This is a genomic window from Paeniglutamicibacter sp. ORCA_105 (genome assembly GCF_045798545.1).
GTDB classification, from domain to species: domain Bacteria; phylum Actinomycetota; class Actinomycetes; order Actinomycetales; family Micrococcaceae; genus Paeniglutamicibacter; species Paeniglutamicibacter sulfureus.
On sequence record NZ_JBIXLM010000005.1, the window covers coordinates 122,120 to 146,508 of the forward strand.

Here is a 24,389-nt window from a genome sequence, read left to right on the forward strand (position 1 = left end):
CCACTGACAGCAAACCGCCAGACCTCGCTGGGACAGATCTTCTACTGCCCACTCCCATTTTCGGAGACATGTGGATCGGACATGCAACTTTTGGTCCCAGCCCCTGATTTACTCCAAATCCAAATTCTGATTTGGAGCAAATTGGGAGTTCCACGAGACCCGCGCACCTAAAGGTGGGCGGGTCTTTTGCGTTGTCCCCGTCCCGCACTTGTGACCCACAACGCCTTGCCGTAGAGTTCTACATCACAGGCCAAAGTTCGACTATAGAATCCAGTGTTCAAATATAGAACACGAAGCGGCGGCCGCAGACAGAACACGACGAAGTGAGGAAAGCCCGTGCAGTTCCACCACCACGGTTACGTATCCGGTGACCCGCGTATCAAGCCAGCAGCCGGCGTCGGCATCGACCGTCCGGAGGAGCTGCCCGAGAACGTCGACGTGCTGATCGTCGGCTCCGGCCCCGCCGGCATGCTCACCGCCGCGCAGCTGTCCCAGTTCCCCGACATCACCACCCGCATCGTGGAGCGCCGCGGCGGACGCCTGGAGATCGGCCAGGCCGACGGCATCCAGGCCCGCAGCGTCGAGACCTTCCAGGCCTTCGGCTTCGCCGAGGCCATCATCGCCGAGGCCTACCGGATCACAGAGATGGCCTTCTGGCGCCCCGACACCGAAAATCCCAAGAACATCATCCGCGGTGGCCGCGCACTGGACGACACCGTGGGCATCAGCGAGTTCCCCCACCTGATCGTGAACCAGGCACGAGTGCTGGACTACTTCGCCGAGGTCGCCAAGAACTCGCCCACCCGCCTTACCCCCGACTTCGGCTGGGACTTCCAGGGTCTCGAGGTGGCAGAAAGCGGCGATTATCCCGTCAAGGTCACCCTGGTGCGCAGCGCGGGCGAGGACGAGGGCACCACGCGCATCGTGAACGCCAAGTATGTCGTCGGTGCCGACGGCGCCCGCTCCAAGGTCCGCGCCTCCATCGGCTGCACCATGGCCGGGGACCAGGCCAACCACGCCTGGGGCGTCATGGACGTGCTGGCCTCCACTGATTTCCCCGACATCCGGCTCAAGTGCGCCATCCAGTCCCACGACGGCGGCTCCATCCTGCTGATCCCGCGCGAAGGCGGGCACCTCTTCCGCATGTATGTCGACTTGGGCGTGGTGCCCGAGGGCGACAACGGCGCCGTGCGCAAGACCAGCATCGAGCACATCATCGAGCAGGCCAACGCGATCATCCACCCCTACACGCTCGAGGTACGCAACGTCGCCTGGAGCAGCGTCTACGAGGTCGGTCATCGCCTCACCGACCGCTTCGACGACGTATTGCCGGAGGACCGCGGCACCCGCAACCCGCGCGTGTTCATCACCGGGGATGCCTGCCACACGCACAGCGCCAAGGCCGGACAGGGCATGAACGTGTCCATGCAGGACGGCTTCAACATCGGCTGGAAGCTGGCCCACGTGCTTGAGGGCCGCAGCCCCGAGTCGCTGCTGGCCACCTACTCGGCCGAGCGCCAGGTGGTGGCGAAGAACCTCATCGACTTTGACAAGGAATGGTCGACGCTGATGGCCAAGAAGCCCGAGGAATTCGAGAACCCCTCGGACCTCGAGGACTTCTACGTGCGCACCGCCGAATTCCCCGCGGGCTTCATGACCGAGTACGCGCCCTCCATGCTCACCGGCGAGGCCGTGCACCAGGAGCTGGCCACCGGGTTCCCGGTGGGCAAGCGCTTCAAGTCGGCCATGGCATCACGGGTCTGCGACACCAACCCGATGCAGCTGGGCCACCACGCCACCGCCGATGGCCGCTGGCGCATCTACGTCTTCGCCGATCCTTCCGTTCCCGGGGCCGATTCCCCGGTGGGCGAGCTGGCGCAGTGGCTGTCCACCGCGCCCGAGTCGCCGCTGGCGGCCACCCCGGCGGGGTTGGACATCGACGCCTGGTTCGACGTGAAGGTCATCTACCAGCAGCCGCACGAAGACATCGACATCAACGCGGTGCCGAAAGTCTTCAAGCCGGAGGTCGGCCCGTTCAAGCTCACCGAATACGAAAAGGTCTACGGAACGGTTCCGGGCAACGACATCTTTGACGTGCGCGGGCTCTCCCGCGACGGCGTCGTGGTGGTGGTGCGACCGGACCAGTACGTGGCCAACGTGTTGCCGCTGGGCGCGACCGACGAGCTGGGCGAGTTCTTCGCGCAAATCCACTCGGGCGCACGCGTCTAGCCACAAACCGGACCGAACCGCCTGGTTCGCACCAGCGGATCACCAGACGTAGTGCCCGCGGCCGATGGTCGCGGGCACTACGTGCCTTGCAGGGCGTCCGGCGGATCGTCCGCCGTGCCAGCCCGTTCTGGCGGCGGCGACGTCTCCCGGCAACCCATCCCTTCCCCAAAACCCTTCATTCGATCTGCCGAAAGCCGGAGACCCGGCATGGTCCCGCGATACGTTGGAAGCAGCGCCCCCGGCATGGACTCCCGTCGCCGGAAGCGCAGGAATAATCCGCAAGTTACATGTGTTTGCATGAATATCGGCGGACATACCCGCTGGACCCACTGAAAGGAAGCACCCATGCAGAGATTTGAAGGCAAGTCAGTCATCATCACCGGCGCAGGCTCCGGCCTTGGGCGTGCCGCAGCCATCCAGATCGCTAAGGAGAAGGGCAAGCTGGCGCTGGTCGACCTGAACGCCGCCGGGCTGCAGGAAACCGAGCGGGAAATCCGGGACATCGCACCGGACGCAGAGATCATCTCGGTGACCGCAAACGTCGCCAACGAGTCCGAGGTGCAGAACTACGTCGCCGAAACCCTCAAAAACTTCGGGACCATCGACGGCTTCTTCAACAACGCCGGCATCGAAGGCAAGCAGAACCCCACCGAGGACTTCGGCTCGGACGAATTCGGCAAGGTCCTGTCCATCAACCTCACCGGCGTCTTCTACGGGCTCAAGCACGTCCTGAAGGTCATGAGGGAGCAGGGTTCCGGGGCCGTCGTGAACACGGCGTCGGTCGGCGGCATCCGCGGGGTGGGCAACCAGTCCGGCTATGCTGCCGCCAAGCACGGAGTGGTCGGCCTGACGCGCAACTCCGGCATCGAATATGGCCAGTACGGCGTGCAAATCAACGCCATCGCGCCGGGCGCCATCATGACGCCCATGGTCGAGGGATCTCTCAAGCAGATGGACCCGGAGAACTGGGAAGCCGTGGGCCAGGCCTTTGTCGAGCCGAACCCCATGAAGCGCTTCGGCAAGCCGGAAGAGGTCGGCCAGCTGGTCGCCTTCCTGCTTTCGGGCGACGCCGGGTTCATCAATGCGGCGGTCATCCCGATCGACGGCGGGCAGTCCTACAAGTACTGAGTCCCAAGACCGGATCCCCAGCAGGCCCCGCGGTGGTTTCACGGCGGGGCCTTGCCGTGCCCGCGGTCCCACAACCCGTGCTCGAGTGCGAAGAGCGTTGCCGAGACGCGGTTTGTCGCACCGGTCTTCAGGTAGATGTGTTCCACGTGGTTGCGTGCGGTCTTCGGGGCGATCACCAAGGCCTCGGCGATGCCCTTGTTGTTCATCCCCCGGCAGAGCAGCCGCAAGACCTCGACCTCCCGCCCGGTCAGGCCTCCCGGCCCGCCGCCGCGCCGTCGCGGTGCGGCGCCTCCGACGGCGGCCAGGACCGCATCTACCGCACGTTTCTCCAGCTTCCCCGCCGCTGCCTCCGCGCGAAGCCGCTCCCCGGCAGCGCGCGGTACCAACGCCTGCCGGTGCGGCCGCGGCTCCAGGTAGGTTTCGTAGGCTTCGGCGGCGGCGAGCAGCCGTTGACCGGGATCCAGCTCGGTTCCGCCGCGACCGTGCGGGTAACCTGAGCCATCAAGCCGTTCCCGGTGCGCTCCTGCCAGCTCGGCCACCCGCCGCATTCCCGGCACCCGCGCGAGGATCCGCTCGGTCAGGAACGGGTACATGGCCAGGTGCTCCCGGTCCACCGCGGACAGCGGCTCCGACTTGTCCCACACGGCATTGGACACCCCCATCCTGCCCAGGTCGTGGACCCATCCGGCACGGCGCAGCACCTGGGCCTCGCCCGGGCCAAGTCCAAGGATGCGCGCTGCGTCGGCGACGAGGCCCGCCACGGCCCGGGAATGCCCGGTCGTCCAGGGGGACTTCAGGTCGGCAAAATCGCCCATGGCCTCCAACACGGAATCCAGCTCCGCGGCATTCAGCGGCGCGTCATTCGGCGCGGAGGCCAGCACCGCCGGCCACGGATCGGACTCCAGCAGCCCCTGGGCCAAATCCCGCGCCCGCGCACAGAAGAGGTCGGCAATCGCCGGGTCGAATTGGGTGCCGCGGCGCTGCGCGACCATGGCCACGGCCGCGTCCACGCCGCCGGTGCGCAGGAAGACCTCAGCGGCGTCGGCGAGCTGGGCAATGCGCATCTCCAGGGGAATCTGCGCACCCGACCTGCCCGCCGGAAGGCCCATGCCGTCCCAGCGTTCAAAGGTGTGCTCGAGGATCGAGGGCAATTGCCGATCCAGACCCACCCTCGCAGCCAGCTGTCCGGCCGAGGTGCAGTGCGAGGCAATGAGGTCCCTGACCGCGGTCTTGGCCCTCGCGGCAAACAAGGCGCGTTCCACGGCCCGCTGTCCGCCCGGCAGCCCGGCACCGGTGCGGCGCAGCATCAGCGCCAGCATGGGCAACCCGTGGGCATCGATGCGGTAGTAATCGGAGCGGAACCCGATGTCATCGCCGAACAGCGCGGCCAACTCGAAGCTATCGGCGTGGCAGCCGATCCAGGCCAGCAGGTTTGCGTGGTAGATCCGCTCGCGCACCGCCGCTTCGACTCCGAGCAGTGTCGCAATCCGCAACCCCAGGAGGGTCGCGCGCATCATGTGTTCCATGGGCTGGCCGAGCCCCAGGTCGATGGCCAGCGAGAGGGCGGCCAGCAGTTCGCTGCGCCTCGGGGCCGAAGCCCCGTCCCGTGACCGCGCGCCCGCGGACTCCGGGTCCGCGGAACCCGCGCCCGCGGACCCCGGGTCCGAGGGAATCCGGTCGAAGGTGCCCGCGTCCTGATCCGCCACGCCTTCATTCTACGGCGGCCGCTTCCCAGGGCACGTGGTTCACGTGGTGCTTCCGTGCCGGGCGGGAGCTGCAGCCATTGCGGGCTCGGTCGAGGGGAAGCAGATCTCGGTGTCGGCCACGAACACCCCGCGCTGCGGCAGCCAGAAGTCCGCGAGGTGCTCCTGGACCGGGAGTGGCCGGGGGTTCCCTGCGTCTTCCCCGTCGATGGTTGCGGCGGAGGCCCCGACCATCCACACACGCAGCGGGCGCGCCCGGAAGGACTGTCCATTGGGCACCAGCCCCGCCAGGCCCATCTTGCCCGAGCGCAACAGCGGCCCCATCAGCCTGCCCATCGCCCCGAGCAGCTTCTCGCTGCGCCACACGGAGACGGGCATGGCGCGGGCCACCGCCGACAGGGCTGCCGTGGCCGGCGTGGACTTCAGCTCCAGTTGCCATTGAAGGACTCCCGGGACCGTGATGGCCAGGCTCGCCGGCCCCGTCCAGTTGCCGGTGACTTTTGCGACCACCGATTCGCTCAGTGCAGCACCGAAGTACCGGGAGCAGCTGAGTTCCGGCGGGGCGTCGGCGTAGATGGTCCATCGTCCGTCGGGCCGGCGCAGCCACACCGCGTGATAGCCCGGGCCGATGGAGCTGGCGGCGAAGCGCCGGTAGGCCAGGACGTGCCCGGTGCTGAACGGGATGCCCATGAGCGCGTAGCCGGCGAACCGTTCGGCGCCTCCCGGCGGCAGCGTCGGGGCGGTTTCCGCCCGTTGTGCATATTCCTGCGGTGTCCGCGATTCCATGGCTTACTCCCCCTTGCTCGATACCCACAGCGTAGGAGTGCCGCTGCGCCTGCGCATGGGGCCGATGCCCCATTTGTTGCGCCCGGTCTCAGCCTTCCTTCCGGCGCACGATTTCGTTGATCCAGGTCGGCGCGAACGGGGAGGTGCAGTTCGGCGGCGTCGGGTAGTCCTTGAGCACCTCGAGGCGTTCACCGATGTCCAGGGCGCGGGCGCGGTGTTCGGCGTGCTCGATGCCGATGGTGGCCAGTGCCTGGTTCATGGCCCACTGCAGGCGATCGGGCGCATCCTTCATCTCCGCCTCGATGACATCGAGCAGGCCCGACAAATCCAGGCCCTCCGGCTTCTTCGCCACCCGCTCGCTGGTCAGCGCCCATCCGGCGCTCGCCACCACGGGATCGGAATCCGCGCTCCAGGCAACGCGCAGTTCCTCGGCGTGGGGGCTTTTCTTCACCACGTAGTTCACCAGCCAGTCGTGGACCTTTGGAGCGCGCGCCTGGCGCAGCATGGTGTCCAGCTCCTCGCGCCCAAAGGCCTTAGGGCGGCAGATCAGCAGCGCCACCAGCCGTGCGGCGGTGTCACCCGTCGCCCACAGCCGTACTGCCAGCTCCTGCTGGGTCTTCAGCTTCTTGGCAACCGCCCGCAGCTTGGAAAGATTCACCCCGTGGTCGTCCCCGCGTTTCTCGTTCGCCTGGCGCATTTTAGGATCCTCGAGCGCGGCAAGCTCGGCCATCACCTCGGCAACCATCGTTTCAGGCATTCCAACCTCCAGCTGTTCGTGTTTGGATCCCAGTCTACGAAAGGTCACCCACGAAACGACGTGGGTTCCACCCGGGTTCCGGCCTCAGCCCGCCGCTAGCCTGCGAGCAGCCACCACATAGCGGCCGGTGACCAGCGCCTGCGCGGCTTCGGTGACGGGAGTAGCCAGGCAGTGGAAACCCTCGGATGGCCGGGACACTGACTTCAGTTCCAGGTGCACGGAACCGTCGGGCTCCAGCACCGCGGTGAAGGACTCCTCACCCGTTTCGGGGTGCCCGGCCAGTGTGCCGTAGGCAAAACCACGCCGGGTTCCGGACTCGATCAGCCGGACGACGCGGCAGGGAGCCTCGATGCGTGCGGGCCCCACGCCAATTCCGAGCCTGACGCGGCTGGCCAATTGGACCGTCGGGGTGTCGGCGCGCACCCGCAGGCCGGCGGCCTCGTGCAGCTTCCAGCCCATGATTCCCTCCGCCAGCGCTTCGAAGGCCGCTTCGCCCTCGCCCACGCGCTCGCGCACCTGCAGCGTCCGGTAGCCGGCGGGAACCGGGACGGAGTCGGTGAAGCCCGGCTCGGGATAACTCAGGTCGCAGAGCACTCCGAGGCGAAAAAGCCTGCGGCGTGCGGCAAGTTCTGCCGGGCCTTGCTTGGCCAGCGCGAGGCCCGCCAGGCCGAGTGCCACCTTCCCGCCGAGGCGCGCGGGCACCGGGAGCATTCCAGCGGTCGGCCGCCAAAGGCCCAGCATCTTCCGGTGGTTTTCGGGCAGGGTGGCGACAACTGCGGCGAAGAGCACCTTGTAGCCAGGCAACACGGCGGGGTCCAGCGGCGGGTTTTTCAGGAAGGAGACGACCTCGGCTACCCGGGGTCCCCCAGCCAGTTCGCCGCGGGCCTCGTAGCCGGCGATGGCTTCGCGGAGTTCGGCATCGCTGCGCGGAGGGTTGGGCACTCCCATGAGTTCGCCCGCCTTGGCCCATTCGCGAACATAGGCGTCGGCACCCTGCGGGACGGGGCCGGAAAAGATCTCGTGGCTGCGCAGGAACGCATCGGCGAAGGCCAGGTGCACCCAGCCCGCGAGGTCCGGGTCGTTGGCCGCATACTCGCGTTCTTCCCCGGTGCCGGCGATGTAGCTCCCGGTGACAGCTTCGTGGCGTCGGGCCACCCAGGCGCAGGCCTCGTCGGCAGCGGCGGTGTCGCCGTAGGTGAGGGTGAAGATCCAGCGGATCGTGCCTGCAAGCCTGGCCAACGGATCCGATTGGTATTTCGAGTGTTCGGCCACCCCGGCCAGCGCCCCGGGATGCAGTGCCTGGGTCAGCAGTGCACGGATCCCGGCGGCGATCGGGCTCATCCCGCCGTGCACCACCCAGACCGCGGAGTCGTGCGGGAAGTACCCCGCATCATCCCCGCGGTCCAGCTCGCGTTCCCACACCGGATCGTAGTGTTCCTGGGCGGAGAAGGTCTGCTGCAGCTTGCGCCGAAGTGGCTCGAACATCTCGGTCTAGCCGATCTGCAATTCGCCCATGTCGCCCCAGGAATCGCCCTCTACCTTGCGCGAGATGATCTTCGGGGTGGCCACCAGGGCCGGGCGCATGGCTTCCAGGCCCGCCTTGAAGTGCTCGGAGTTCACGTGGTTGCCGGCGGCATCGTCGTCCAGGAACGCTTCGACGAGCACGAACTCGCTGGGGTCTTCGACGCTGCGGGACCAGTCGAACCAAAGGTTCCCGGGCTCCTTGCGGGTGGCTTCGGTGAACGGGGTCACCAGGTCCATGAATTGGGCGGTGTAGTCGGGCTTGGTCTGGAATTTTACGACGATGAAGTACATGCCATCCAGCCTACCGATTCCGGATCATCCGCGCTCTACGAGGCCCTTCCAGCCCAGCGCCGCGCGTTCGGCGGCGGGCAGCGAGGCGACAACCAGGTCGTAGGAATCCTCGATCATCGCCAGCATGGTTTCCTCATCCAGCCCCGGCACCACGGTGTTCCAGTGCTTTTTGTTCATGTGGTAGCCGGGGGTGATCTGCTCGTTGGCGGCCCGCAACTGCTCGGCGAGCGCGGGATCGCACTTGAGGTTCAGGTTCAGCTGCCCGCCGCGGTGCATCAGCAGCCCGAACATCTTGGCGCGGCCGCCCTGCTTCCCGGCAACCTTGAACACCGCCGCGTCCTCGCCGAAGGGGAAGTCCTCGAAGGCGCCTGGCATCGACAGCAGCATCCCGCGCCATGATTCGTATTCCACGCTGCCAATCCTAAGCCCGGTGGGCAGGAAATTGCCCGCCCCCGGTGGTTCCCCGCGGTGACAGGCTTGGGTGAACCGTGTGGAACTACAGGTAGGGGTACTCAATCTTCGGACAGGTGTCCATAACGACTTCCAAGCCGGCTTCTTTGGCGCGCCTGGCGGCGGCTTCGTCGATGACACCTAGTTGCAACCACACGGCATCGGCACCCACGGCGATGGCTTGGTCAACAATGTCGCCGACCTTTTGCGAGTTCACGAAACAGTTCACAACGTTGATGTGCCCCGGGATTTCGCCCAGTCGCTTGTACCCAACGTTGCCCAGAACGCTTTCGCCGCTCAGGGACACCGGAATGATTTCCATGTCCAGTTGATCCTGCAGGAATCGAGAGACTCCGGGAGCCACGCGGTTCGGGTTGTTGGTCAGTCCGACCACGGCCCACCGCGCCGGGGTTTGCAGAAGTCGACGAATCACTGCCGGGTCATTGACGTGCCGCTGGCCTTCTTCATTGCTCATGCTCCTAACGCTACCGCGACAGTACGGGGCCCGCACCGTAGGAATATTCTGCGCCCGGATCCAATGTTCGGAATGAATGGAAATCATGCCGAACATTCTAGGAATGGTGCGTGACGGTCTCAGCTATCCCAGGTCTTGCGGTCGGCAACGGGATCGCGGTCCCAAGGAGTTGGGAGCACGCCGTCAATGTACTTCTTAAACCACGTTCGAACCTCATCCGATTGGTAGGCATTTTGCAAGGCCTTGCCTTTCTCAGTTTCGGCGAATCCAGGCTTGGCAGCTACGACGCAGATAAATGGCAGCGCGTCGGCATCCTCTTCAAAGAGCAGCGCATCCTGTGGCGTGAGGCCCAGCTCTGCGCCAAGCCGTACGAATAGGAAGCCTGCGTCAACGTCTGGCAGGGTCTTGGAGAGCGACTGCTGGTCGACTTCCGTGAAGGAAATGCCCTTCGGATTTTCCAAGATGTCATTCTGGGAGAGATGGATCACGCTCTTGTTTTCGTCAACCTTGAGGACCCCTGCCTTGGCCAGCAGCGCCAGTGCACGCCCATTGTTGGCCGGGTCGACGGGTATGGCGATCTTGGCACCCTGTGGCAATTCATCGATGGTCTTGTGCTTCTGGGAATACAGTCCACCGGGCGATCCATACATGTAGAAAGCCGTTTCAACGTCGATGTCCTTATCCTTGGTGAACTGGGCGAGATAAGATGCGTGCTGGAAATAGTTGGCATCGTATTCACCGTTCGCTACGGCAAGGTTCGGCTGGACGATGTCAGTGACATACTTGACCTGAACTTCCCAGCCCTCGGATTCCAGAACCTTCTGAGCGATTTTGGTCGGTTCCTGATAAGGGGCCGATTCGGTGACGATGAGTTTGATGGTCATGTTCTCTGCCCCCGTGGCGGAATTTCCGGTAAGGCCACAGCCTGTCAACACGGCAAGACCGGTTAAGGCGCTTATGCCCAGGGATCCTTTGATAAAGGTGCGTCGTTCCATTGCCAATTCTCCTAACTCTGCCGAGGCCCGCACACCCCAGGTCTGCGTACTACACAACGGTTTACTTAGACGTTCCAGGCTTTTAGATCCGCTGCTGGATCTCGGTCCCACGGAGTGGGCAACGCACCGTTGAGGTAGCCCTTGAACCACTCACGGACCTCGTCCGAGTGATAAGCCGCTTCAAGCGCCTTACCCTTTTCCGTAGCTGAAAAACCCGGGTTGGCCGCAACAAGGTTGATGAACGGAAGTGCGTCCTCTTCCTTTTCAAAGAGAAGGGCATCCTCCGGATTAAGCCCTATTTCTGCGCCGAGGCGAACGAAAAGGAAGCCCGCGTCAACATCCGGCAGGGTCTTGGATAACGACTGCTGATCGACTTCGACAAAATTGAATTTTCGCGGGTTCTCCAAGATGTCGGCCTGTGAAAGGTGAATCAGGTTCTTTCCCTCCGTCAGCTTCAACAACCCGGCCGTCTGCAAAAGTGCCAAAGCTCGTCCGTTATTGGACGGATCCACGGGAATCGCGATCTTGGCACCTTCGGGAAGGTCACCGATTCTCTTGTGTTTCGCCGAGTACACACCCGCTGGTGATCCGTACATGTAGAACGCGGTTTCCACCTCCAGGTTCTTGTCGGTGGTGAATTGCTCAAGATAGGCGGCATGCTGAAAGTAGTTCGCATCGAATTCGCCATTGGCCACGGCGAAGTTCGGCTGGACGATGTCGGTGACGTATTTGGCTTCAACCTTCCAGCCTTGGGACTCCAGGATTTTTTGGGCGATTTTAGTCGGTTCCTGCGTTGGGGCCGACTCGGTGACAATCAACTTAATGGTTTTGTTGTTGCCGGTCGCGGCGGTTGAAGCCCCGCCGGTTAGTCCGCACGCGGTAAGCGAGGCGAATGCACCGAGACCAAGTGCTCCGGCAAGGAAAGTACGACGCTGCATGATGCTTCTCCTGAAATATTTGCAATGATTTGTGGCCGGTGAAGAGCCGGCGGTTCTTCATGGGTAATAGTTCTGCTGAGGCGGACGTTATGTGGTGGACGGAACCGTCGTCGCATCTCCAATAGCGTTAAGACCCTCCGGGAGGGTTCCGTTGATGAAGTAGTCACCAATCGATCGGGCACGGAATGCGATTGGATTGTGCGTTGCCACAGTCTGCGCGTTCCGCCAATGGCGGTCCAATCCCTTTGAGGTGCTGGTAGCCGAGGCTCCCCCGGTTTCGAAAAGTTGCTGCGCAGCGCCGATCGCCAGCTCCGGAACAGAGACTTGCGCTTGTTCCACGGCCAATTCGGCCAGATGCCCTTCAAACGTCGTTGGGCGATGACCGTTTTCATCTGGTTCCTGCCCAACAGCCGCATCAATGGCGATATCAAGGGTTCGCGCGGCAGCCAGCACGGTGGCCTCTGCTGTAAACGCTTTCGTGGCGATGCGGCCAACGGTTTCCTGGACCAGGGGATCGTTCCTGAAGGGCAATCCCGATCCGGTGTTGAAGGTGCGGGCCCGTTTGGCGACCGACTGCGCCGCATCATCCCGGGCAGCGCGGGCGATGCCTGCGAGCACCGCCAGCAACACCAGTTGGAAGAACGACGCTTCGTGGGTTGCTTCCGCGCCGCTGGCCTCGCGGCCAAATATGTCGACGGCATCCACGTGGACGTTCTCAAAAATAGTGGTGCCCGTGCCGGTCAGCCGTTGGCCAAAACCATCCCAGTCATCGATGACTTTCACGCCGGCTGACTTGGTTTCAACGACCGCAAACACACGTCCCGGCTTTCCCTGAAGGGCTGCTGAAACGCGCGTGTAGTCGGAAAAAATGGTGCCCGTGGTGTAGAACTTTTCACCGTTTAACACCCACGCCTCATTCTCGTAGGACAGCACCGTGTTGAGCTGGCCGAGCGTATTTCCGCCGCGTTCGGTGGATGCATTTCCAACAGTTCTTCCGGCGGCCGCGAGTTCATACCAGCTTCGTCGAATGGGCTCGTCCTGCCACTGCAGGGATTCCACGAAGCCAAAGTGTGATCGATACAAATGGGCAACGTTCGAATCCGCGGCTGCCAGATCAATGAGAAGGCGCGCAAAGGTTTCGACACTGACGCCCGCGCCGCCGTACGCCTGGGGTACCCGCAGCGCTCCAAACCCCGCTTCATCCAGCCACGCGACTTGTTCGAACGGGAGGATGCGTTTGAGATCACGTTCCCGGGAGCCTTCGGCAATCCGCGAAAAGAGTTCGGCAAATCGCGCGTGTTGGGTCGCATAATCGGCGGCAACAATTTCGGATGCCTTCAAAGTAATGGTCATGCTGGATGCCTTTCAGGAACTTGCTGTGACCGCGGCGCGATTTTCATTGGCTGCCGAGAATTGGGTGAAGGCTCCGCGGAAAGCGGCTGCCGGGTGTGAGGCCTCGAGCGTCGCTTGTCGCCCAAAGACCTTCTCGCGCAACGTGCCTGGCGCATATTCGGTTTGGGCAAGGCCGCGGGCTCGCAATTCGGGCACCACACCCTCGATGAAATCCGTGTAGGAGCCAGGCAGAATCTGGTTGATGATGTTGATGCCGTCGGTTCCTGCGTCCTGCCACAGTTCGAGCTGATCAACGATTTGTTCAGGGGTCCCGGAGATCTGCATGGACTTCGCCCGGTACCGGGCGAGATCGGCAATCGTGGGGTTGCCCCCCGGAACCGAAGCGCGAATGGCTTCAAGCACACCCTTTCCGCCCTCTGTATCGATTTCACCAAGTCGGGTGTCCAATGGCCTGCCGCCGAGGTCAATACCGAGCCCTCCGCCTATGTGCGCAACCACGGCGTCCAGGTCGAGATACTCGTCATAGTCAGCTTGCTTGCGCAAGACCTCTGCTTCCGTACTTCCCACTACGAAGGAGAGTCCGGCAAAGATTTTCACATCGGATGCTTCGCGCCCGGCGTCAACTGCCAGTTTCCGAATGACCTCAGAGTTCTTGCGAACGTTTTCGGGGTTCGGCGCGAAAAGGAAGGTTGCTTCCGCGTTGGCGGCCGCGAACGATCTGCCACGTGGAGAACTCCCGGCTTGAAAAAGAAAGGGGGTTCGCTGCGGGCTGGGTGAAGACAGGTGCGGGCCGTCAATTGAGTAGCGTTCTCCCCGATGGTAGATCTTGTTCACCAAGGCCGGATCAGCGTGGATTCCTGCAATTTTGTCGGCCAGCAACGCGCCGTCTTCCCACGAGCCTTCCCACAGCTTGAACGCAGCCTGAACGTATTCTTCGGCCCAGTCATAGCGGTCTGCGTGTTTGGCTAGCCCGTCAGCCCCAAAGTTGCGGTGTGAATTCTCCAGCACGCTTGTCACGATGTTCCAGGCAACTCGACCGCTGCTCAGGTGATCGAGCGTCGAGAGCTGACGTGCCAACTGGAAGGGATCGGACTGGATTACCGAGGACGTGAAGGCCAGGCCGATTTCTTCGGTCACTCCTGCCAGGGCCGAAGCAAGCACTAGCGGGTCATTGGACGGCACCTGCAGTCCGCGTTTGATGTGCGATGCCCAGCCCCCGTCGTGGTCGCCGTAGAGCCCAACAACATCCGCAAGGAAGATTGCATCGAACTTTGCGGCTTCCAGGTCCTTGGCCAGATCCACCCAGAGCTTGAGCTCGTTGAAGCGATGCTGTTGTGCCTCGGGGTGGCGCCATTGGCCACCAAGGATGTGGCTGGTGGTGTTCATCAGGAAGGCGCTCAACAGTAGGCGCGGTCGCCGTGAAGTACTCATGGTTGGGGTCTCTCCAAAAGAAGCAGGTCGGTTCAAGAAGGGCGATGGTTACTGTCGCTTGTCCAGGCGGGATGCGATGCGGGTGCCTGAGATCTGCACAATTTGGACCATCAGAATCATCAGCACGATGGCGACGACCATCATGCCTGTTTCATATCGGTAGTAGCCATAACGGATGGCAAAGTCACCGATGCCTCCCCCGCCGACCAGTCCCGCCATTGCCGAATAACTGATGAAACTCACCGTCATGATCGTGATCGAACCAATCAGTGCAGGCTTCCCTTCCACTAGCAACACGTCGCGGACGATCTGGCCGCGGGTCGCACCCATGGCCCGTGCGGCTTCAACGACGCCGCTGCCGAGCTGCGTGAGATTCTGTTCAACGAAGCGTGCAAAGTAGGGAATCGCGTTGATCGTGAGCGGGACAATCACGGCTGCCGTACCGATGGTTGTTCCAACGACGAACCGGGTGAAAGGAATGATCGCGATCAGCAAGATCAGGAACGGAAAGGACCGCATGGTGTTGACGAAACCATCGACAATGCGATGCAGCTTCGGCCGGGGCCGGAGGCCTTGGGGGGCCATTGAATAGAGCCAAATACCCAAGGGCGTTCCCACCAGGATCGCGATGGGGATGGACACGACGAGCATGGCCAAGGTCTGGCCGATTGCCGCGGCAATTTCAGGCCAAAGCTCGATAACGCGGTTGAGGTCGAAGGCCGCTGCACCGCTGCCGTTGGTGGAGGAAGCAGGTACGCTGACGGCCGCGGCAAACTTAGACAAGGGAGGCCTCCTTCGAAGGTGCGCCGAAGCTTGCGGATTCGGTGCCGCGGACCTGGCGCTTGCGGTCCAAGGTGATGTCATCGGAAATGAGGTACCGGCCGATGGCGGTCGCCGGTGTAAACGAGGGATTCCGAAGTGCGCTGATGTCGAATTGTTCGACGACTCGGCCTTCTTCCATGACGGCGACGTTGTCGGCGATTGCCTTGACGACGTTCATTTCATGCGTGACGATCACGGTGGTGATTCCCAACTGGGCGTTGATGTCCGAAACGTACTGCAACACCGACGCAGTGGTCCGCGGATCCACGGCTGATGTCGGCTCGTCGCAAAGCAATACCTTTGGCTCGGTGGCCAGCGCACGGGCAATGGCCACGCGTTGCTTCTGTCCGCCTGACAGCTGTCCCGGATATGCCTTGGCTTTGTCAGCCAAATCCACAATTGCCAAGGCTTCGTGGGCGCGGCGGCGGCGTTCTTTCTTGGCTACTCCCGCGAACTTCAGGCTAAGCTCGACATTTTCAACGGCGTTGCGGTTGTTCAGGAGGTTGAAATGTTGGAAGATCATCCCGATCTGGTGCCGAGCCCTGCGCAATTCCTCGTCGTTCAGCGACGTAAGGTCCGTACCGTCAACCACCACGCGGCCGTTCGTCGGGCGCTCCAAGAGATTGATATTGCGAAGCAACGTTGATTTGCCCGCACCGGAAAATCCAATGATTCCCTGGATCGAGCCCCGCGGGATTTCCAGCGAGACGTTGTCCACCGCAGTGAAGGGTGCCTCCGCCGGAGGGAAAACTGTTGACACGCCTTGAATGCTGATCATGTCCTACTCCTCTCGGTTCACCCGAGGAACGCCGCGACATGGCAAATCAGTCAAATACGTGCGTAAGAACGAAAGTATTCGGCGGACCGCGCAGAGGTTGGCTATCTCCATCGGTCCTGGCGGTAGCACCGGATCCCAAGGACGGGAGTGGTTGCTGCGGCGTCAACGAGCCAGGTCTCTCAGCCGCTCTGGATGGTGTGTGTTGGCGTTGGTCGATTGCCAACGCCGAACAGTTCAAGTGTGTCGCAGAATCTTCGATCGAACCAAGACAAATCGGGTTCCTATGAAACAAATCGACTCACAGAACGATTCTCGCGCTTGATTTGCTTCATGAACCGTCATAAGTCGGAAGATGAAGCGTCGATCCGCCCTACCTTGCTTCATGATTGCGTCATGTTGATAATGCGCACCACGAGCGCGCCCCGGTCTTGCCCAGCCAATTCCAGCCCATAGGTGAACGCTCGTCCGAGCACCATCAAGGTTCGCCACCCGTGGGATTTGCGAAATAATCGGTGCCCCTCTGCTGCGCCACCGGCGGCGCCGACAAAGATTACGCGACGGCAAAGACACCCACGGCCGTCACCATGCCCGATCGCTATAGACCGAAGTCCGCGGGCAACCGCGCAGCGACCAACAGGCCTATTTCCGTGGTTACCCCATGGATCGCCCGCGGTATTTACACGACGACCCGCAGCCGCCCACAACAAACCCGCAGGTACCGGGATCCGCGTGGGCGGAAGGTCACTGCGGGTTCATCGTCGTTGGCTCACTTGGCCAAATAGCCGCCATCGACCGGCAAGGAAACGCCGGTGACGTAAGTATTGGTGGCACTGGCAAAATAACCCACCGCTTCGGCAACGTCTTCCGGCAGCGCCACTCGACCCAGCGGAATCGCTTCGGAGACCGCTCGCTCCGCGGCCATGGGATCCTCGTGTCCGGCCAACCAGTCCTCAAACATCTGGGTACGTGTCATCCCCGGGGCCACGGCATTGACCCTGATGTTGTGCGGTGCAAGTTCCACCGCCGCGGCCCGTGTCAGCGCCAGCATCGCGCCCTTGCTCGCACTGTAGATCCCCATGGTGGGAACCCCGATGCTTGCCAGCCGCGAGGTCACATTGATGATCGCCCCTCCGCCGGTTTCCCGCATGACCCGCCCCGCAGCTTGGAGGCAGGAAATCGCCGCGAAGGTGTTGATTTCAAAGGTTTCCCGCACCTCCTCCTCCGGGGTGTCGAGTAAGGAATTGATGTGGTCAATGGCCGCATTGTTCACCAGAACATCAAGCCTTCCGGTGCGTTCGAGCACCGTGTCCATCAATGACTGCGCGGCACCCGAAGCGGTCAGTTCGGCCCGCACGAAGAAGCCGGACTCGCCGAGTTCTTCGGCCATCTGCTTTCCGCGTTCCTCATTTCGCCCGGTCACCACGACCTTCATGCCATCTGCCACCAGTCGTCGGGCAATCTCGATTCCGATTCCCGAGGTGGCGCCGGTGACCAGTGCGACGCGTTGGTTTTCTCCCACTGCGCTGTCCTCCTTCACTTCGCTGTTTGTCCTACTGTTTTGCGGGGCCGATCAATTCCTGGCCCGGGCGGCTGTCGCTTAGGGGCGTCCCGCCCCCACCAGCCTTTCACCAAGCTCTCGCCGCTGCTTGTCGTCGCTGCCCGGAATGACGTTGCCCCGCAGTGAACGCCCCGCGGTCTCCTTGAAAGTGAGCACCGAAATCAGCCCGATCACGCCCGCAGCCATCAGGTACCACCCCGGTACCAGCGAATTTCCGGTCGCACCGATCAGCGCCTCGTTGGCCACCGCCGCGGTGCCGCCGAAGACGGCCGTGGACAGGTTGTAGCCAATGGCGAATCCGGAGTAGCGCACCGAAGTCGGGAACAACGCGGGCAGCGTCGAGGAGATCGTCGAGAGCAGCATGACCAGCAAGAGGCCCAGGGTGCCGATGCCCACGATCTGCCCCAACAATCCGGCGGACTGCATCAATTGCACCGCCGGCACCGACAGCAGCACGAAGCCAATGCTTGCGGTCACCAGCAGCGGTTTACGTCCAATCCGGTCGCTGAGTGCCCCCAACGGCACGATCAAGGCGATCATCACCAGCTGGATGAGAACCAGCGTCATGTTGGACTCCACCGAGCCATGTCCCAAGGTCGTCGTCAGGTAACTGGGCATATAGGTCAGCACGAGGTAGAAGGCGACGTTGACCAGCACGATAAAACCGAAGAGCTTGAAGAGCTGACCGGGATACTTGCGCAACAAGGTTCCCAGTGCCTGCGGCGCGGTGCTGACTTCGTTGTCCTTGGAACTGTCCTCGGTAAAGGTTTCGGATTCCTCAAGGTGGCGTCGCATCCACAATGCAATCCCCCCAAGCACCAGGGTGAATGCGAAGGGCAACCGCCACCAGCCAGCCATCATGCCTTCCTCGCCAACCACCAGGGTCAGCCCGGTGCACAGGATCGCCGCCGCGCTGAAGCCGGCCAGAGTGCCGAATTCAAGGAAGGAACCATAGAATCCACGGCGGTTATCCGGGGCATGTTCGCTCATGAACACCGCGGCTCCGGCGTATTCGCCGCCGGCGGAGAACCCCTGGACCATGCGCAGCAGGACCAGCAAGACCGGAGCCAGGTAGCCGACCTGGTCAAAGGTGGGCAAGGCGGCGATGCAGGCGGTGGACACACTGATCATCACAATGGTGAAGATCAAGACCTTCCGGCGGCCAATCCGGTCCCCGAGCGGGCCGAGCACCATGCCACCGAGCGGACGGATGAGGAAGGAGATCGCGAAGGTGGAAAAGGCGAGGATTCGAGGCAGGGTTCCCCCTTCTTCACCGAAGGTGAAGAACAGTTGGGAGATGTACACGATCAGGTACCCGTAGATCCCGTAGTCGAACCACTCGATCGCGTTTCCGATTGCCGATCCGGCCACTGACTTCCGGGCCTGTTTCAGTTCTGACGGGGTGAAATCGGCTTCGAGTCTCAGGGCAGGCGGTTGGGTTTGGCTGGTCATGGTGTGCTCCTTTGGCGGCCTTAATTAATGGGAGGGGGTCGGTGCGTTGTTTGAGGCGTGGCGCAGGGCGAACAGTGCATACGCGCGGGCGGCGGTAAGCAGGTCATCGATCCCCACCGATTCGTTTGGCTGATGGGCCTGGGTGTTGATTTCCCCGGGACCGAGGACCAGGGTGGGGACCCGATGGTGCTCGGCCATGTAGCCGCCCTCGCACGAGGCTGTCCAAATGCCGAGCTCACCGGCGCCGGAGACATCGCGGACCGCCTGGCGGATACCGGTGACGACGGCGCTGTCCGCGTCGGTGAGGAACCCGGGCATCTGCATCTGCAGCTGGCCGCGGACGGTGATCTTCTCGCGCCCCGGCATCGAAGCGGTCTGCAGGCGCTCACGGATGCGATCCAACAGCTGTTCAAGGATAAGCTGCGCGTCCTCGCCGGGCAGCAGACGCCGGTCAAGGCTCATTTCGCAGGTGTCAGGCACAATCGAGGTTCCGTGTCCGCCGGCGATGGTACCGATATTCCATGTTGCGGCCCCAAGCACCGGGTGGGCGGCCGCCGCCAGTCGCTTCGTGTCCTGGCCTATTTCGGCAATGATCTCTGCCGCGGCCTGGATGGCGCTGGCCCCGTCGGCAGGGCGTCCGGCATGAGCGCTCGCCCCGGTGATCTGCAGGCCGAAATTCGCAGCTCCCCGACAACCGACGATCGCCACCAGGTCGGTGGGTTCGGCGACCACGCAGCCCGTGTAGGAGCCAACGGGCTCGGTGGCCACGTAGTGTGCGATGCCGATCGCGTCGGCTTCCTCATCCACGGTGCATACCAAGGTCAGCGGCAGCTGCGGATGGTGCGCATGGACAGCGGCCATGGCCGCGATCACCGCGGCCAGGCCACCCTTCATGTCCGTCGCGCCGCGTCCTATGAGCCGCCCTTGCTTCTCTCGTGGCGTGAAGGCATCGGCGTCCCAGCCGTGGCCGGCCGGAACAACGTCGCTGTGACCCAGGAAAAGCAGTCCCCCGCCGGTCCGGTCGCCGCCGAGATGAGCCGTCAGGTTGGCCCGTCCCGGGGCAACCTCGTCGAGGTGCACCATGGCACCGAGCCCGGTGAGCACCCGATCCAGGATGGCCACGGTGGCTGCTTCGGTGCCACCGGGGTTTTCCCCGCCGGCGGCAATCAACTCGCCGGTCAGTTCGACCAGGCGGGCCCGGTCGATCTCGGCCAGCACGCTGGTCTCCAGCGGCCGCAAGGGTGCGATAGCCATCCGGTTCACCGCGCGTCCCCGCTGGCCAAAGCCTCTTCCAGCGCGGCGTGCAACCGTTGCACGCCCTCGTCAATCCGTGCCGGGGTGGAGGTCGCGAAGCACAGGCGCAGTGCGTCGGTAAACGCCCCCGAGTCCGAGAATGCCGGACCCGGAATATATGCAACCCCGTGCGCCAAGGCGATCGGGAAGAGCTTTTCGGAATTGATCGCGGCGTAGCGTCCGCGCAGGGTGAGCCACAGGAAGAACCCGCCCTCGGGATCCGTGGCTTCCACGTCCTGCCCAAAGGTCTCAGCGAGTGCGGCCCGCATCGCCTGCTTGCGTTCCCGGTAGACCCCGCGCAGGGTATTCAGGTGCGCGTCGAGCCGGCCCTCGGAGAGGTAGTCGGCAATCAGTTGTTGCATTGGCCCGTTGGTGCAGGTATCCATGGACTGTTTGGCGTTCACCGCCAGGGCACGCAGCTCCGGATCCATGTCCATCCAGCCCACGCGCAGTCCCGGGGCGAGGACCTTGGAGAAGGTGCGCACCGAAACCACCCGTGGATTGCCCGGGCTGAGTTCGGCGAAGCTTGGCTCTTCGGATCCCTCAAAGCGCAACAAGCCGTAGGGGTCATCATCGATGATGAAGGCGTCCCATTCCTCGGCAAGTTCGAGTAGCTGCATGCGGCGCGCTCCGCTGAGCGTCCGGCCGGAGGGATTTTGGAAGTTCGGGATGGTGTAAATGACCTTGGGGACCTGGCCCGTGGCGGCGACCAGCGCGGGAAGGGCTTCGACAATCAATCCCTGCTCATCCACCGGGGCTTCCAACACGCGGCCCTGGTAGCTCAGTGCCGTGGCGATTCCGTTGGTGTAGGTCGGCGACTCGACAATTACCAGGTCTGACGGGTCAACGAAGAGCTTGAAGGCGATATCCAGGCCCTGCATGCCACCGGTGGTCACCAGCAGTCGGCTGGGATCCAAGTCCACCCCCCTCCTGGAATGGTAGGCCACGATCTGCTCAATCAACTCCGGATTGCCCTCTGTGGCGGCATAGTCGTAGCGGCCTGCCGCCGGGTAGGTCGCGAGCCGGGCGAACTCCGCCTCGGGGATCAGTTCGGCATTCGGCGCGCCCATCGCGAACCGGATGATGTCATGCTTCTGGCTTGCCAACAGCGACGTCGAGGAGTCAATGATCGAGCCCTTTAGCTGGCTAGCCCGCGAGGCCAAGCGGGATGTTGGGGATTTGAGCAGTGGTTCGATGGACATGAGGAGTACTCCTTGTATTAATCGTGGTTAGTTCGCGCGGGACGTCCGCGAAGAATTCGAGGCCGGTGGCGGTGACGCGGATGGGTTCGGAGACTTCGAAACCGTACCCATCGAGCCACATCCCGGCGATCAGGTGGAAGGTCATGTTTTCTTGGAGCTCCGTGTGTTCCCCGGCCCGGAAGCTGACGGTGCGTTCGCCCCAGTCCGGTGGAAATCCCACGCCGATCGAGTAGCCCAGTCGGGATTCCTTGTCGAAGCCGGCGGCCGTGATGACCTTGGTAAAGCGGTCGGTCACCTCGTGGACCGTGACCCCGGGGCGGACCAGCGAGAAGGCAGATTCGAGACCCTCGATGGTGGCGGCCGCGACCTGTTCTAGCTCCGAGCTGGGTTTGCCGATCACCGCGGTGCGGGCCATCGGTGCGTGATAGCGCCGGTGGACCCCGGCCAGTTCAATGGAAATCGGGGAGTCTGCTGGCAATGGGCCATCAGTCCAGGTCAGGTGGGGGGTGTCCGCCCCTTCCCCGGTGGGAATCATTGGGACGATGGAGGCGTAGTCTCCCGCAATTCCATCGACACCCCGGGCTTGGGCCGCCATGATCTCGGCGGCAACCTCATTCTGCGGCCGGCCAGGATCCAGGGCCTGCAGAGCGGTGCGCATGACCGTCGAGCAGACTTTCCCTGCAGCGCGCATCAGCTCAATCTCGTATGGGGACTTCACCAGGCGGACCCAGTTGACCAGTTCACGTGATTCCTGCAATTGCCATTCGGGAAGCATCGCGGACAGTGCCATAAACATGCGCACGGAGAAGTAGTGGGCATCGCCTTCAAACCCGACGCGCAGGTTGCGCCCGAATCCGAGATCGCGCAGGTGCTTGGCGATCCAGTCACCGGGATGGATGTCGGGGCGGTGCACGATCTGTTCGGGGTAGCCATGGATGTTTGATTCATCCATGCAGATTGCGGTTCGGTGGGCGCCATGGGCATCCATCTGGCGCATGTAGAGGAGGGGAGCTCCCTCCAGGGGAAGCACGAGTATTTGTGCGGTGTAGAACGACCAGGCGTTGTACCCCGTCAAGTAGTACAGGTTCGCTGGATCCGAAACCAGCAAAACATCCAGCGTCTGGCTTACCATGCGCTGACGAACACGCTGCTGACGCGCCGCATATTCGTCGATTTCGAGGTCGCGGTGACCTACCGGGTTGTGCACCATCGTCGCTTTTTATTCCTAACGGTTTAGCGGGAAATTTTGCCTGTGACCTAAACAATAGGGGTCGCTATCCCACCAGATAAAGTAGGTAAATCTTGTTCGTACCGTTAAGCTGAACTTACGCTTTGGTGGCTCGAATATTCCCTGACCTCGGAGGGCCATGCTCGATTTCAAAAGACTGACCTTGCTGCGTGAACTAAAGCTGCGCGGGAGCATTGCAGCAACTGCCCGCGTCTTGGGAATCAGCGCCTCGGCGGTCTCCCAGCAACTGGCAAAACTCGAAACCGAGGCCGGCCTGCCCTTGCTGGAACAGGTCGGCCGGAACATCCAGCTGACGCCGGCCGCACGGCAGCTGGTGGCACGCGTCGACGAGGCGGTGACGGTCCTCGAAGGAGCGGCCGCCGAGTTGGAGGCCCGCAGCAACCGGGTCCAGGGCGTCATTCGCTTCGCAGCCTTCGGGACCTTTGCCCGCACGTATCTCCCGGAAACCTTGCGCCGGCTGAGTCTGGTGTACCCGGACGTGGACGTGGAGTTCACCCAACTCGAGCCGTTCGAGGCCCTGGATGCCCTGGCCAGCCGCCGGGCCGATATTGCGATGGTCGACGAGTTCGTCCATATTCCCCGGCGAACGGACGAGGGTCTCGTGCGAACCCTGGTCACCCGAGACCGGGTTGACATTTATCTGCCGCACCCGATCTCCGATCCAATCGAGCTGGGGGAACTTCACTGGGCGTTCGAACCGCGTGGCACCGACGCCTACCTGTGGACCCAACGCTTCTGCCGCAGACTGGGGTTCGAACCGAAGGTCACATTCGATTCGCCGGACCCGCGACTGCATTACGAATTGGTCGCCGCCGGGGTTGCCGCGGCGTTCTTGCCGCACATGGTTTTTCACGGCGAGATACCCACCCTTGGCACAATGACCCGATGGGTTCCGGAGGATGCCGAGGCCGAGCAAGCATTGTTCCGCGACATCTACGCCGTGGGTCGACGTGGTAGCAATTTGCGACCGGCCGTGAAAAGTTTCCTACAGATCCTCTGCGAGGTCGCCGCCTAGCTCGGCGGCCCGCCCAATCAGGGAAGGACAGAATGCTCGATATACACCGGCTCACCTTGCTCCGCGAGGTCAATCTGCATGGCAGCATGAGCGCTGCCGCCCGCAATCTCTCCTACAGCCACTCGGCGATTTCGCAACAGCTCGCCCAGCTCGAACGTGAGACCGGGGTGCGTTTACTGGAGAAGGTTGGGCGCAATGTCCAGCTAACCACCGCCGGCCTTGAGCTTGTGCGCAATACAGAGGCGATCCTCGCAGCGATCGAACGGGCCGAGTCCGATCTGGCCACTTCGCATCGGCGCGCCCAGGGTACCGTCACCGTGGCGGCCTTTGCCAGTATCAGCCGGTCGGTGCTGCCGACGGCCTTGGTCCTGTTGTCCCACGAGCATCCCAGTCTTCAGGTGAACATCCACCGCTACGAACCCGAGGAAGCGGTCTTGCGCTTGGTATCCCGCCAGGTGGACGCGGTCATCACCGATTCGTTCCCGGGAACCGCTGCCGGCGGACATGCCGGCCTGCACACCACCGTGTTGGGAACCGATCCGATGCGCGGCTATCTGCCCCTGGGTTTGGATCCGGATGACACCGCGGCCATCGCAGTGGTGCCCTGGGCCATGGAACCGCCGGAAAGCGCGGCTGCACACTGGGCATTGCGGGTGTGCCGCGAAGTGGGATTCGAGCCGCAAGTCGCCCATGTCTCCTCCGACTTGCTCTTCCATTTGCGAATGGTGGAGCGTGGCCTGGCCGCCGCTTTCCTGCCTGACATGCTGATGCGTGAGATGCAAAGCGAGCTGCAGCCCAGCCGCAGTCTCCCCGTGGACCAGCACCGCACTATCCTCTTCGTGGCACGCAGCGGCGCTGAGCAGAACCTGGCCTTGAATGCCGTGCGCCAGGCGGTCTTGCAGGCTATGGAACACCCCGAAATAACGTAAGTAAAACTTACAGGAATCCGTTGGAATCATT

The 24,389-nt window shown here is 62.9% G+C and carries 22 protein-coding genes and 1 riboswitch; of the genes, 4 read left to right on the top strand and 18 right to left on the bottom strand.

All coding sequences use genetic code 11. The features are described from left to right. Positions 1-336: 336 nt before the first annotated feature. Together ACIPUB_RS04070 and ACIPUB_RS04075 are read left to right on the top strand one after the other, a co-directional pair. Positions 337-2,229: an FAD-binding monooxygenase gene (locus ACIPUB_RS04070; RefSeq protein WP_407606190.1), complete on the top strand. Its 1,893-nt coding sequence runs from the start codon at positions 337-339 to the stop codon at positions 2,227-2,229. A 345-nt stretch (positions 2,230-2,574) separates the two neighbouring features. Continuing rightward, positions 2,575-3,357, top strand: a complete 783-nt coding sequence (locus tag ACIPUB_RS04075) for an SDR family oxidoreductase (protein WP_407606191.1) — start codon at positions 2,575-2,577, stop codon at positions 3,355-3,357. 38 nt (positions 3,358-3,395) lie between these two features. Here ACIPUB_RS04075 and ACIPUB_RS04080 read toward each other — a convergent pair whose 3' ends face one another. From ACIPUB_RS04080 to ACIPUB_RS04165, 18 genes are all read right to left on the bottom strand, one after another. Further along, positions 3,396-5,063: an HD domain-containing phosphohydrolase gene (locus ACIPUB_RS04080; protein ID WP_407606192.1), complete on the bottom strand. Its 1,668-nt coding sequence runs from the start codon at positions 5,061-5,063 to the stop codon at positions 3,396-3,398. 39 nt (positions 5,064-5,102) lie between these two features. Continuing rightward, positions 5,103-5,846, bottom strand: coding sequence for a hypothetical protein (locus tag ACIPUB_RS04085; RefSeq protein WP_407606193.1), 744 nt, complete (start codon positions 5,844-5,846; stop codon positions 5,103-5,105). Between the two features lie 88 nt (positions 5,847-5,934). Continuing rightward, the gene (locus ACIPUB_RS04090; protein WP_407606194.1) at positions 5,935-6,603 is read right to left on the bottom strand and encodes a DNA alkylation repair protein; all 669 of its coding nucleotides are present in this window, start codon (positions 6,601-6,603) and stop codon (positions 5,935-5,937) included. Between the two features lie 84 nt (positions 6,604-6,687). Further along, a complete protein-coding gene (locus tag ACIPUB_RS04095) occupies positions 6,688-8,088 on the bottom strand; it encodes a DUF1990 family protein (protein ID WP_407606195.1) in 1,401 nt (466 codons plus the stop codon). Positions 8,089-8,094: 6 nt separating this feature from the next. Beyond that, positions 8,095-8,418, bottom strand: coding sequence for a putative quinol monooxygenase (locus tag ACIPUB_RS04100; protein ID WP_407606196.1), 324 nt, complete (start codon positions 8,416-8,418; stop codon positions 8,095-8,097). A 24-nt stretch (positions 8,419-8,442) separates the two neighbouring features. Further along, complete coding sequence (locus ACIPUB_RS04105; protein ID WP_310289904.1) at positions 8,443-8,829, bottom strand: MmcQ/YjbR family DNA-binding protein; 387 nt, start codon at positions 8,827-8,829, stop codon at positions 8,443-8,445. An 85-nt stretch (positions 8,830-8,914) separates the two neighbouring features. Beyond that, the gene (locus ACIPUB_RS04110; protein WP_407606197.1) at positions 8,915-9,343 is read right to left on the bottom strand and encodes a CoA-binding protein; all 429 of its coding nucleotides are present in this window, start codon (positions 9,341-9,343) and stop codon (positions 8,915-8,917) included. Positions 9,344-9,462: 119 nt separating this feature from the next. Further along, positions 9,463-10,338, bottom strand: a complete 876-nt coding sequence (locus ACIPUB_RS04115; RefSeq protein WP_407606198.1) for a MetQ/NlpA family ABC transporter substrate-binding protein — start codon at positions 10,336-10,338, stop codon at positions 9,463-9,465. Positions 10,339-10,403: 65 nt separating this feature from the next. Continuing rightward, positions 10,404-11,276: a MetQ/NlpA family ABC transporter substrate-binding protein gene (locus ACIPUB_RS04120; protein WP_407606199.1), complete on the bottom strand. Its 873-nt coding sequence runs from the start codon at positions 11,274-11,276 to the stop codon at positions 10,404-10,406. Positions 11,277-11,363: 87 nt separating this feature from the next. Continuing rightward, positions 11,364-12,629 carry an acyl-CoA dehydrogenase family protein gene (locus ACIPUB_RS04125; protein ID WP_407606200.1) on the bottom strand — a complete coding sequence of 422 codons (1,266 nt, stop codon included), beginning with the start codon at positions 12,627-12,629 and terminating at the stop codon, positions 11,364-11,366. Positions 12,630-12,641: 12 nt separating this feature from the next. Further along, on the bottom strand, positions 12,642-14,060 hold the full coding sequence (locus ACIPUB_RS04130; RefSeq protein ID WP_407606201.1) for an NtaA/DmoA family FMN-dependent monooxygenase: 1,419 nt from the start codon (positions 14,058-14,060) through the stop codon (positions 12,642-12,644). Positions 14,061-14,108: 48 nt separating this feature from the next. Continuing rightward, positions 14,109-14,843, bottom strand: a complete 735-nt coding sequence (locus tag ACIPUB_RS04135) for a methionine ABC transporter permease (RefSeq protein WP_302263176.1) — start codon at positions 14,841-14,843, stop codon at positions 14,109-14,111. Continuing rightward, a complete protein-coding gene (locus ACIPUB_RS04140; protein WP_407606202.1) occupies positions 14,836-15,642 on the bottom strand; it encodes a methionine ABC transporter ATP-binding protein in 807 nt (268 codons plus the stop codon). Before ACIPUB_RS04140 ends, ACIPUB_RS04135 begins: the two co-directional genes overlap by 8 nt. 122 nt (positions 15,643-15,764) lie before the next feature. Beyond that, a riboswitch (SAM riboswitch) is annotated at positions 15,765-15,859 on the bottom strand. A 567-nt stretch (positions 15,860-16,426) separates the two neighbouring features. After that, a complete protein-coding gene (locus ACIPUB_RS04145) occupies positions 16,427-17,179 on the bottom strand; it encodes an SDR family NAD(P)-dependent oxidoreductase (RefSeq protein WP_407606203.1) in 753 nt (250 codons plus the stop codon). Between the two features lie 78 nt (positions 17,180-17,257). Further along, positions 17,258-18,670 (bottom strand): MFS transporter, encoded by a 1,413-nt coding sequence (locus ACIPUB_RS04150; protein ID WP_407606204.1) that lies wholly within the window; start codon positions 18,668-18,670, stop codon positions 17,258-17,260. A 24-nt stretch (positions 18,671-18,694) separates the two neighbouring features. Next, positions 18,695-19,924: a M20 family metallopeptidase gene (locus tag ACIPUB_RS04155; protein WP_407606205.1), complete on the bottom strand. Its 1,230-nt coding sequence runs from the start codon at positions 19,922-19,924 to the stop codon at positions 18,695-18,697. A 5-nt stretch (positions 19,925-19,929) separates the two neighbouring features. After that, positions 19,930-21,165 (bottom strand): PLP-dependent aminotransferase family protein, encoded by a 1,236-nt coding sequence (locus ACIPUB_RS04160; RefSeq protein ID WP_407606206.1) that lies wholly within the window; start codon positions 21,163-21,165, stop codon positions 19,930-19,932. Next, positions 21,110-22,375, bottom strand: a complete 1,266-nt coding sequence (locus ACIPUB_RS04165; RefSeq protein WP_407606207.1) for a M24 family metallopeptidase — start codon at positions 22,373-22,375, stop codon at positions 21,110-21,112. The genes ACIPUB_RS04160 and ACIPUB_RS04165 overlap by 56 nt, the downstream gene beginning before the upstream one ends. Before the next feature lie 157 nt (positions 22,376-22,532). Here ACIPUB_RS04165 and ACIPUB_RS04170 point away from each other — a divergent pair, with 157 nt between their 5' ends. Then, positions 22,533-23,429, top strand: a complete 897-nt coding sequence (locus tag ACIPUB_RS04170; protein ID WP_407606208.1) for a LysR family transcriptional regulator — start codon at positions 22,533-22,535, stop codon at positions 23,427-23,429. A 56-nt stretch (positions 23,430-23,485) separates the two neighbouring features. Further along, positions 23,486-24,358, top strand: coding sequence for a LysR family transcriptional regulator (locus ACIPUB_RS04175; RefSeq protein WP_407606209.1), 873 nt, complete (start codon positions 23,486-23,488; stop codon positions 24,356-24,358). Positions 24,359-24,389: the final 31 nt, after the last annotated feature.

Coding starts and splice junctions, on each gene's coding strand:
- ACIPUB_RS04075 (WP_407606191.1), top strand. CDS start 2,575: ATGCAGAGATTTGAAGGCAAGTCAGTCATCATCACCGGCGCAGGCTCC.
- ACIPUB_RS04085 (WP_407606193.1), bottom strand. CDS start 5,846: ATGGAATCGCGGACACCGCAGGAATATGCACAACGGGCGGAAACCGCC.
- ACIPUB_RS04090 (WP_407606194.1), bottom strand. CDS start 6,603: ATGCCTGAAACGATGGTTGCCGAGGTGATGGCCGAGCTTGCCGCGCTC.
- ACIPUB_RS04095 (WP_407606195.1), bottom strand. CDS start 8,088: ATGTTCGAGCCACTTCGGCGCAAGCTGCAGCAGACCTTCTCCGCCCAG.
- ACIPUB_RS04100 (WP_407606196.1), bottom strand. CDS start 8,418: ATGTACTTCATCGTCGTAAAATTCCAGACCAAGCCCGACTACACCGCC.
- ACIPUB_RS04110 (WP_407606197.1), bottom strand. CDS start 9,343: ATGAGCAATGAAGAAGGCCAGCGGCACGTCAATGACCCGGCAGTGATT.
- ACIPUB_RS04115 (WP_407606198.1), bottom strand. CDS start 10,338: ATGGAACGACGCACCTTTATCAAAGGATCCCTGGGCATAAGCGCCTTA.
- ACIPUB_RS04120 (WP_407606199.1), bottom strand. CDS start 11,276: ATGCAGCGTCGTACTTTCCTTGCCGGAGCACTTGGTCTCGGTGCATTC.
- ACIPUB_RS04125 (WP_407606200.1), bottom strand. CDS start 12,629: ATGACCATTACTTTGAAGGCATCCGAAATTGTTGCCGCCGATTATGCG.
- ACIPUB_RS04130 (WP_407606201.1), bottom strand. CDS start 14,060: ATGAGTACTTCACGGCGACCGCGCCTACTGTTGAGCGCCTTCCTGATG.
- ACIPUB_RS04150 (WP_407606204.1), bottom strand. CDS start 18,670: ATGACCAGCCAAACCCAACCGCCTGCCCTGAGACTCGAAGCCGATTTC.
- ACIPUB_RS04155 (WP_407606205.1), bottom strand. CDS start 19,924: ATGGCTATCGCACCCTTGCGGCCGCTGGAGACCAGCGTGCTGGCCGAG.
- ACIPUB_RS04160 (WP_407606206.1), bottom strand. CDS start 21,165: ATGTCCATCGAACCACTGCTCAAATCCCCAACATCCCGCTTGGCCTCG.
- ACIPUB_RS04165 (WP_407606207.1), bottom strand. CDS start 22,375: ATGGTGCACAACCCGGTAGGTCACCGCGACCTCGAAATCGACGAATAT.
- ACIPUB_RS04170 (WP_407606208.1), top strand. CDS start 22,533: ATGCTCGATTTCAAAAGACTGACCTTGCTGCGTGAACTAAAGCTGCGC.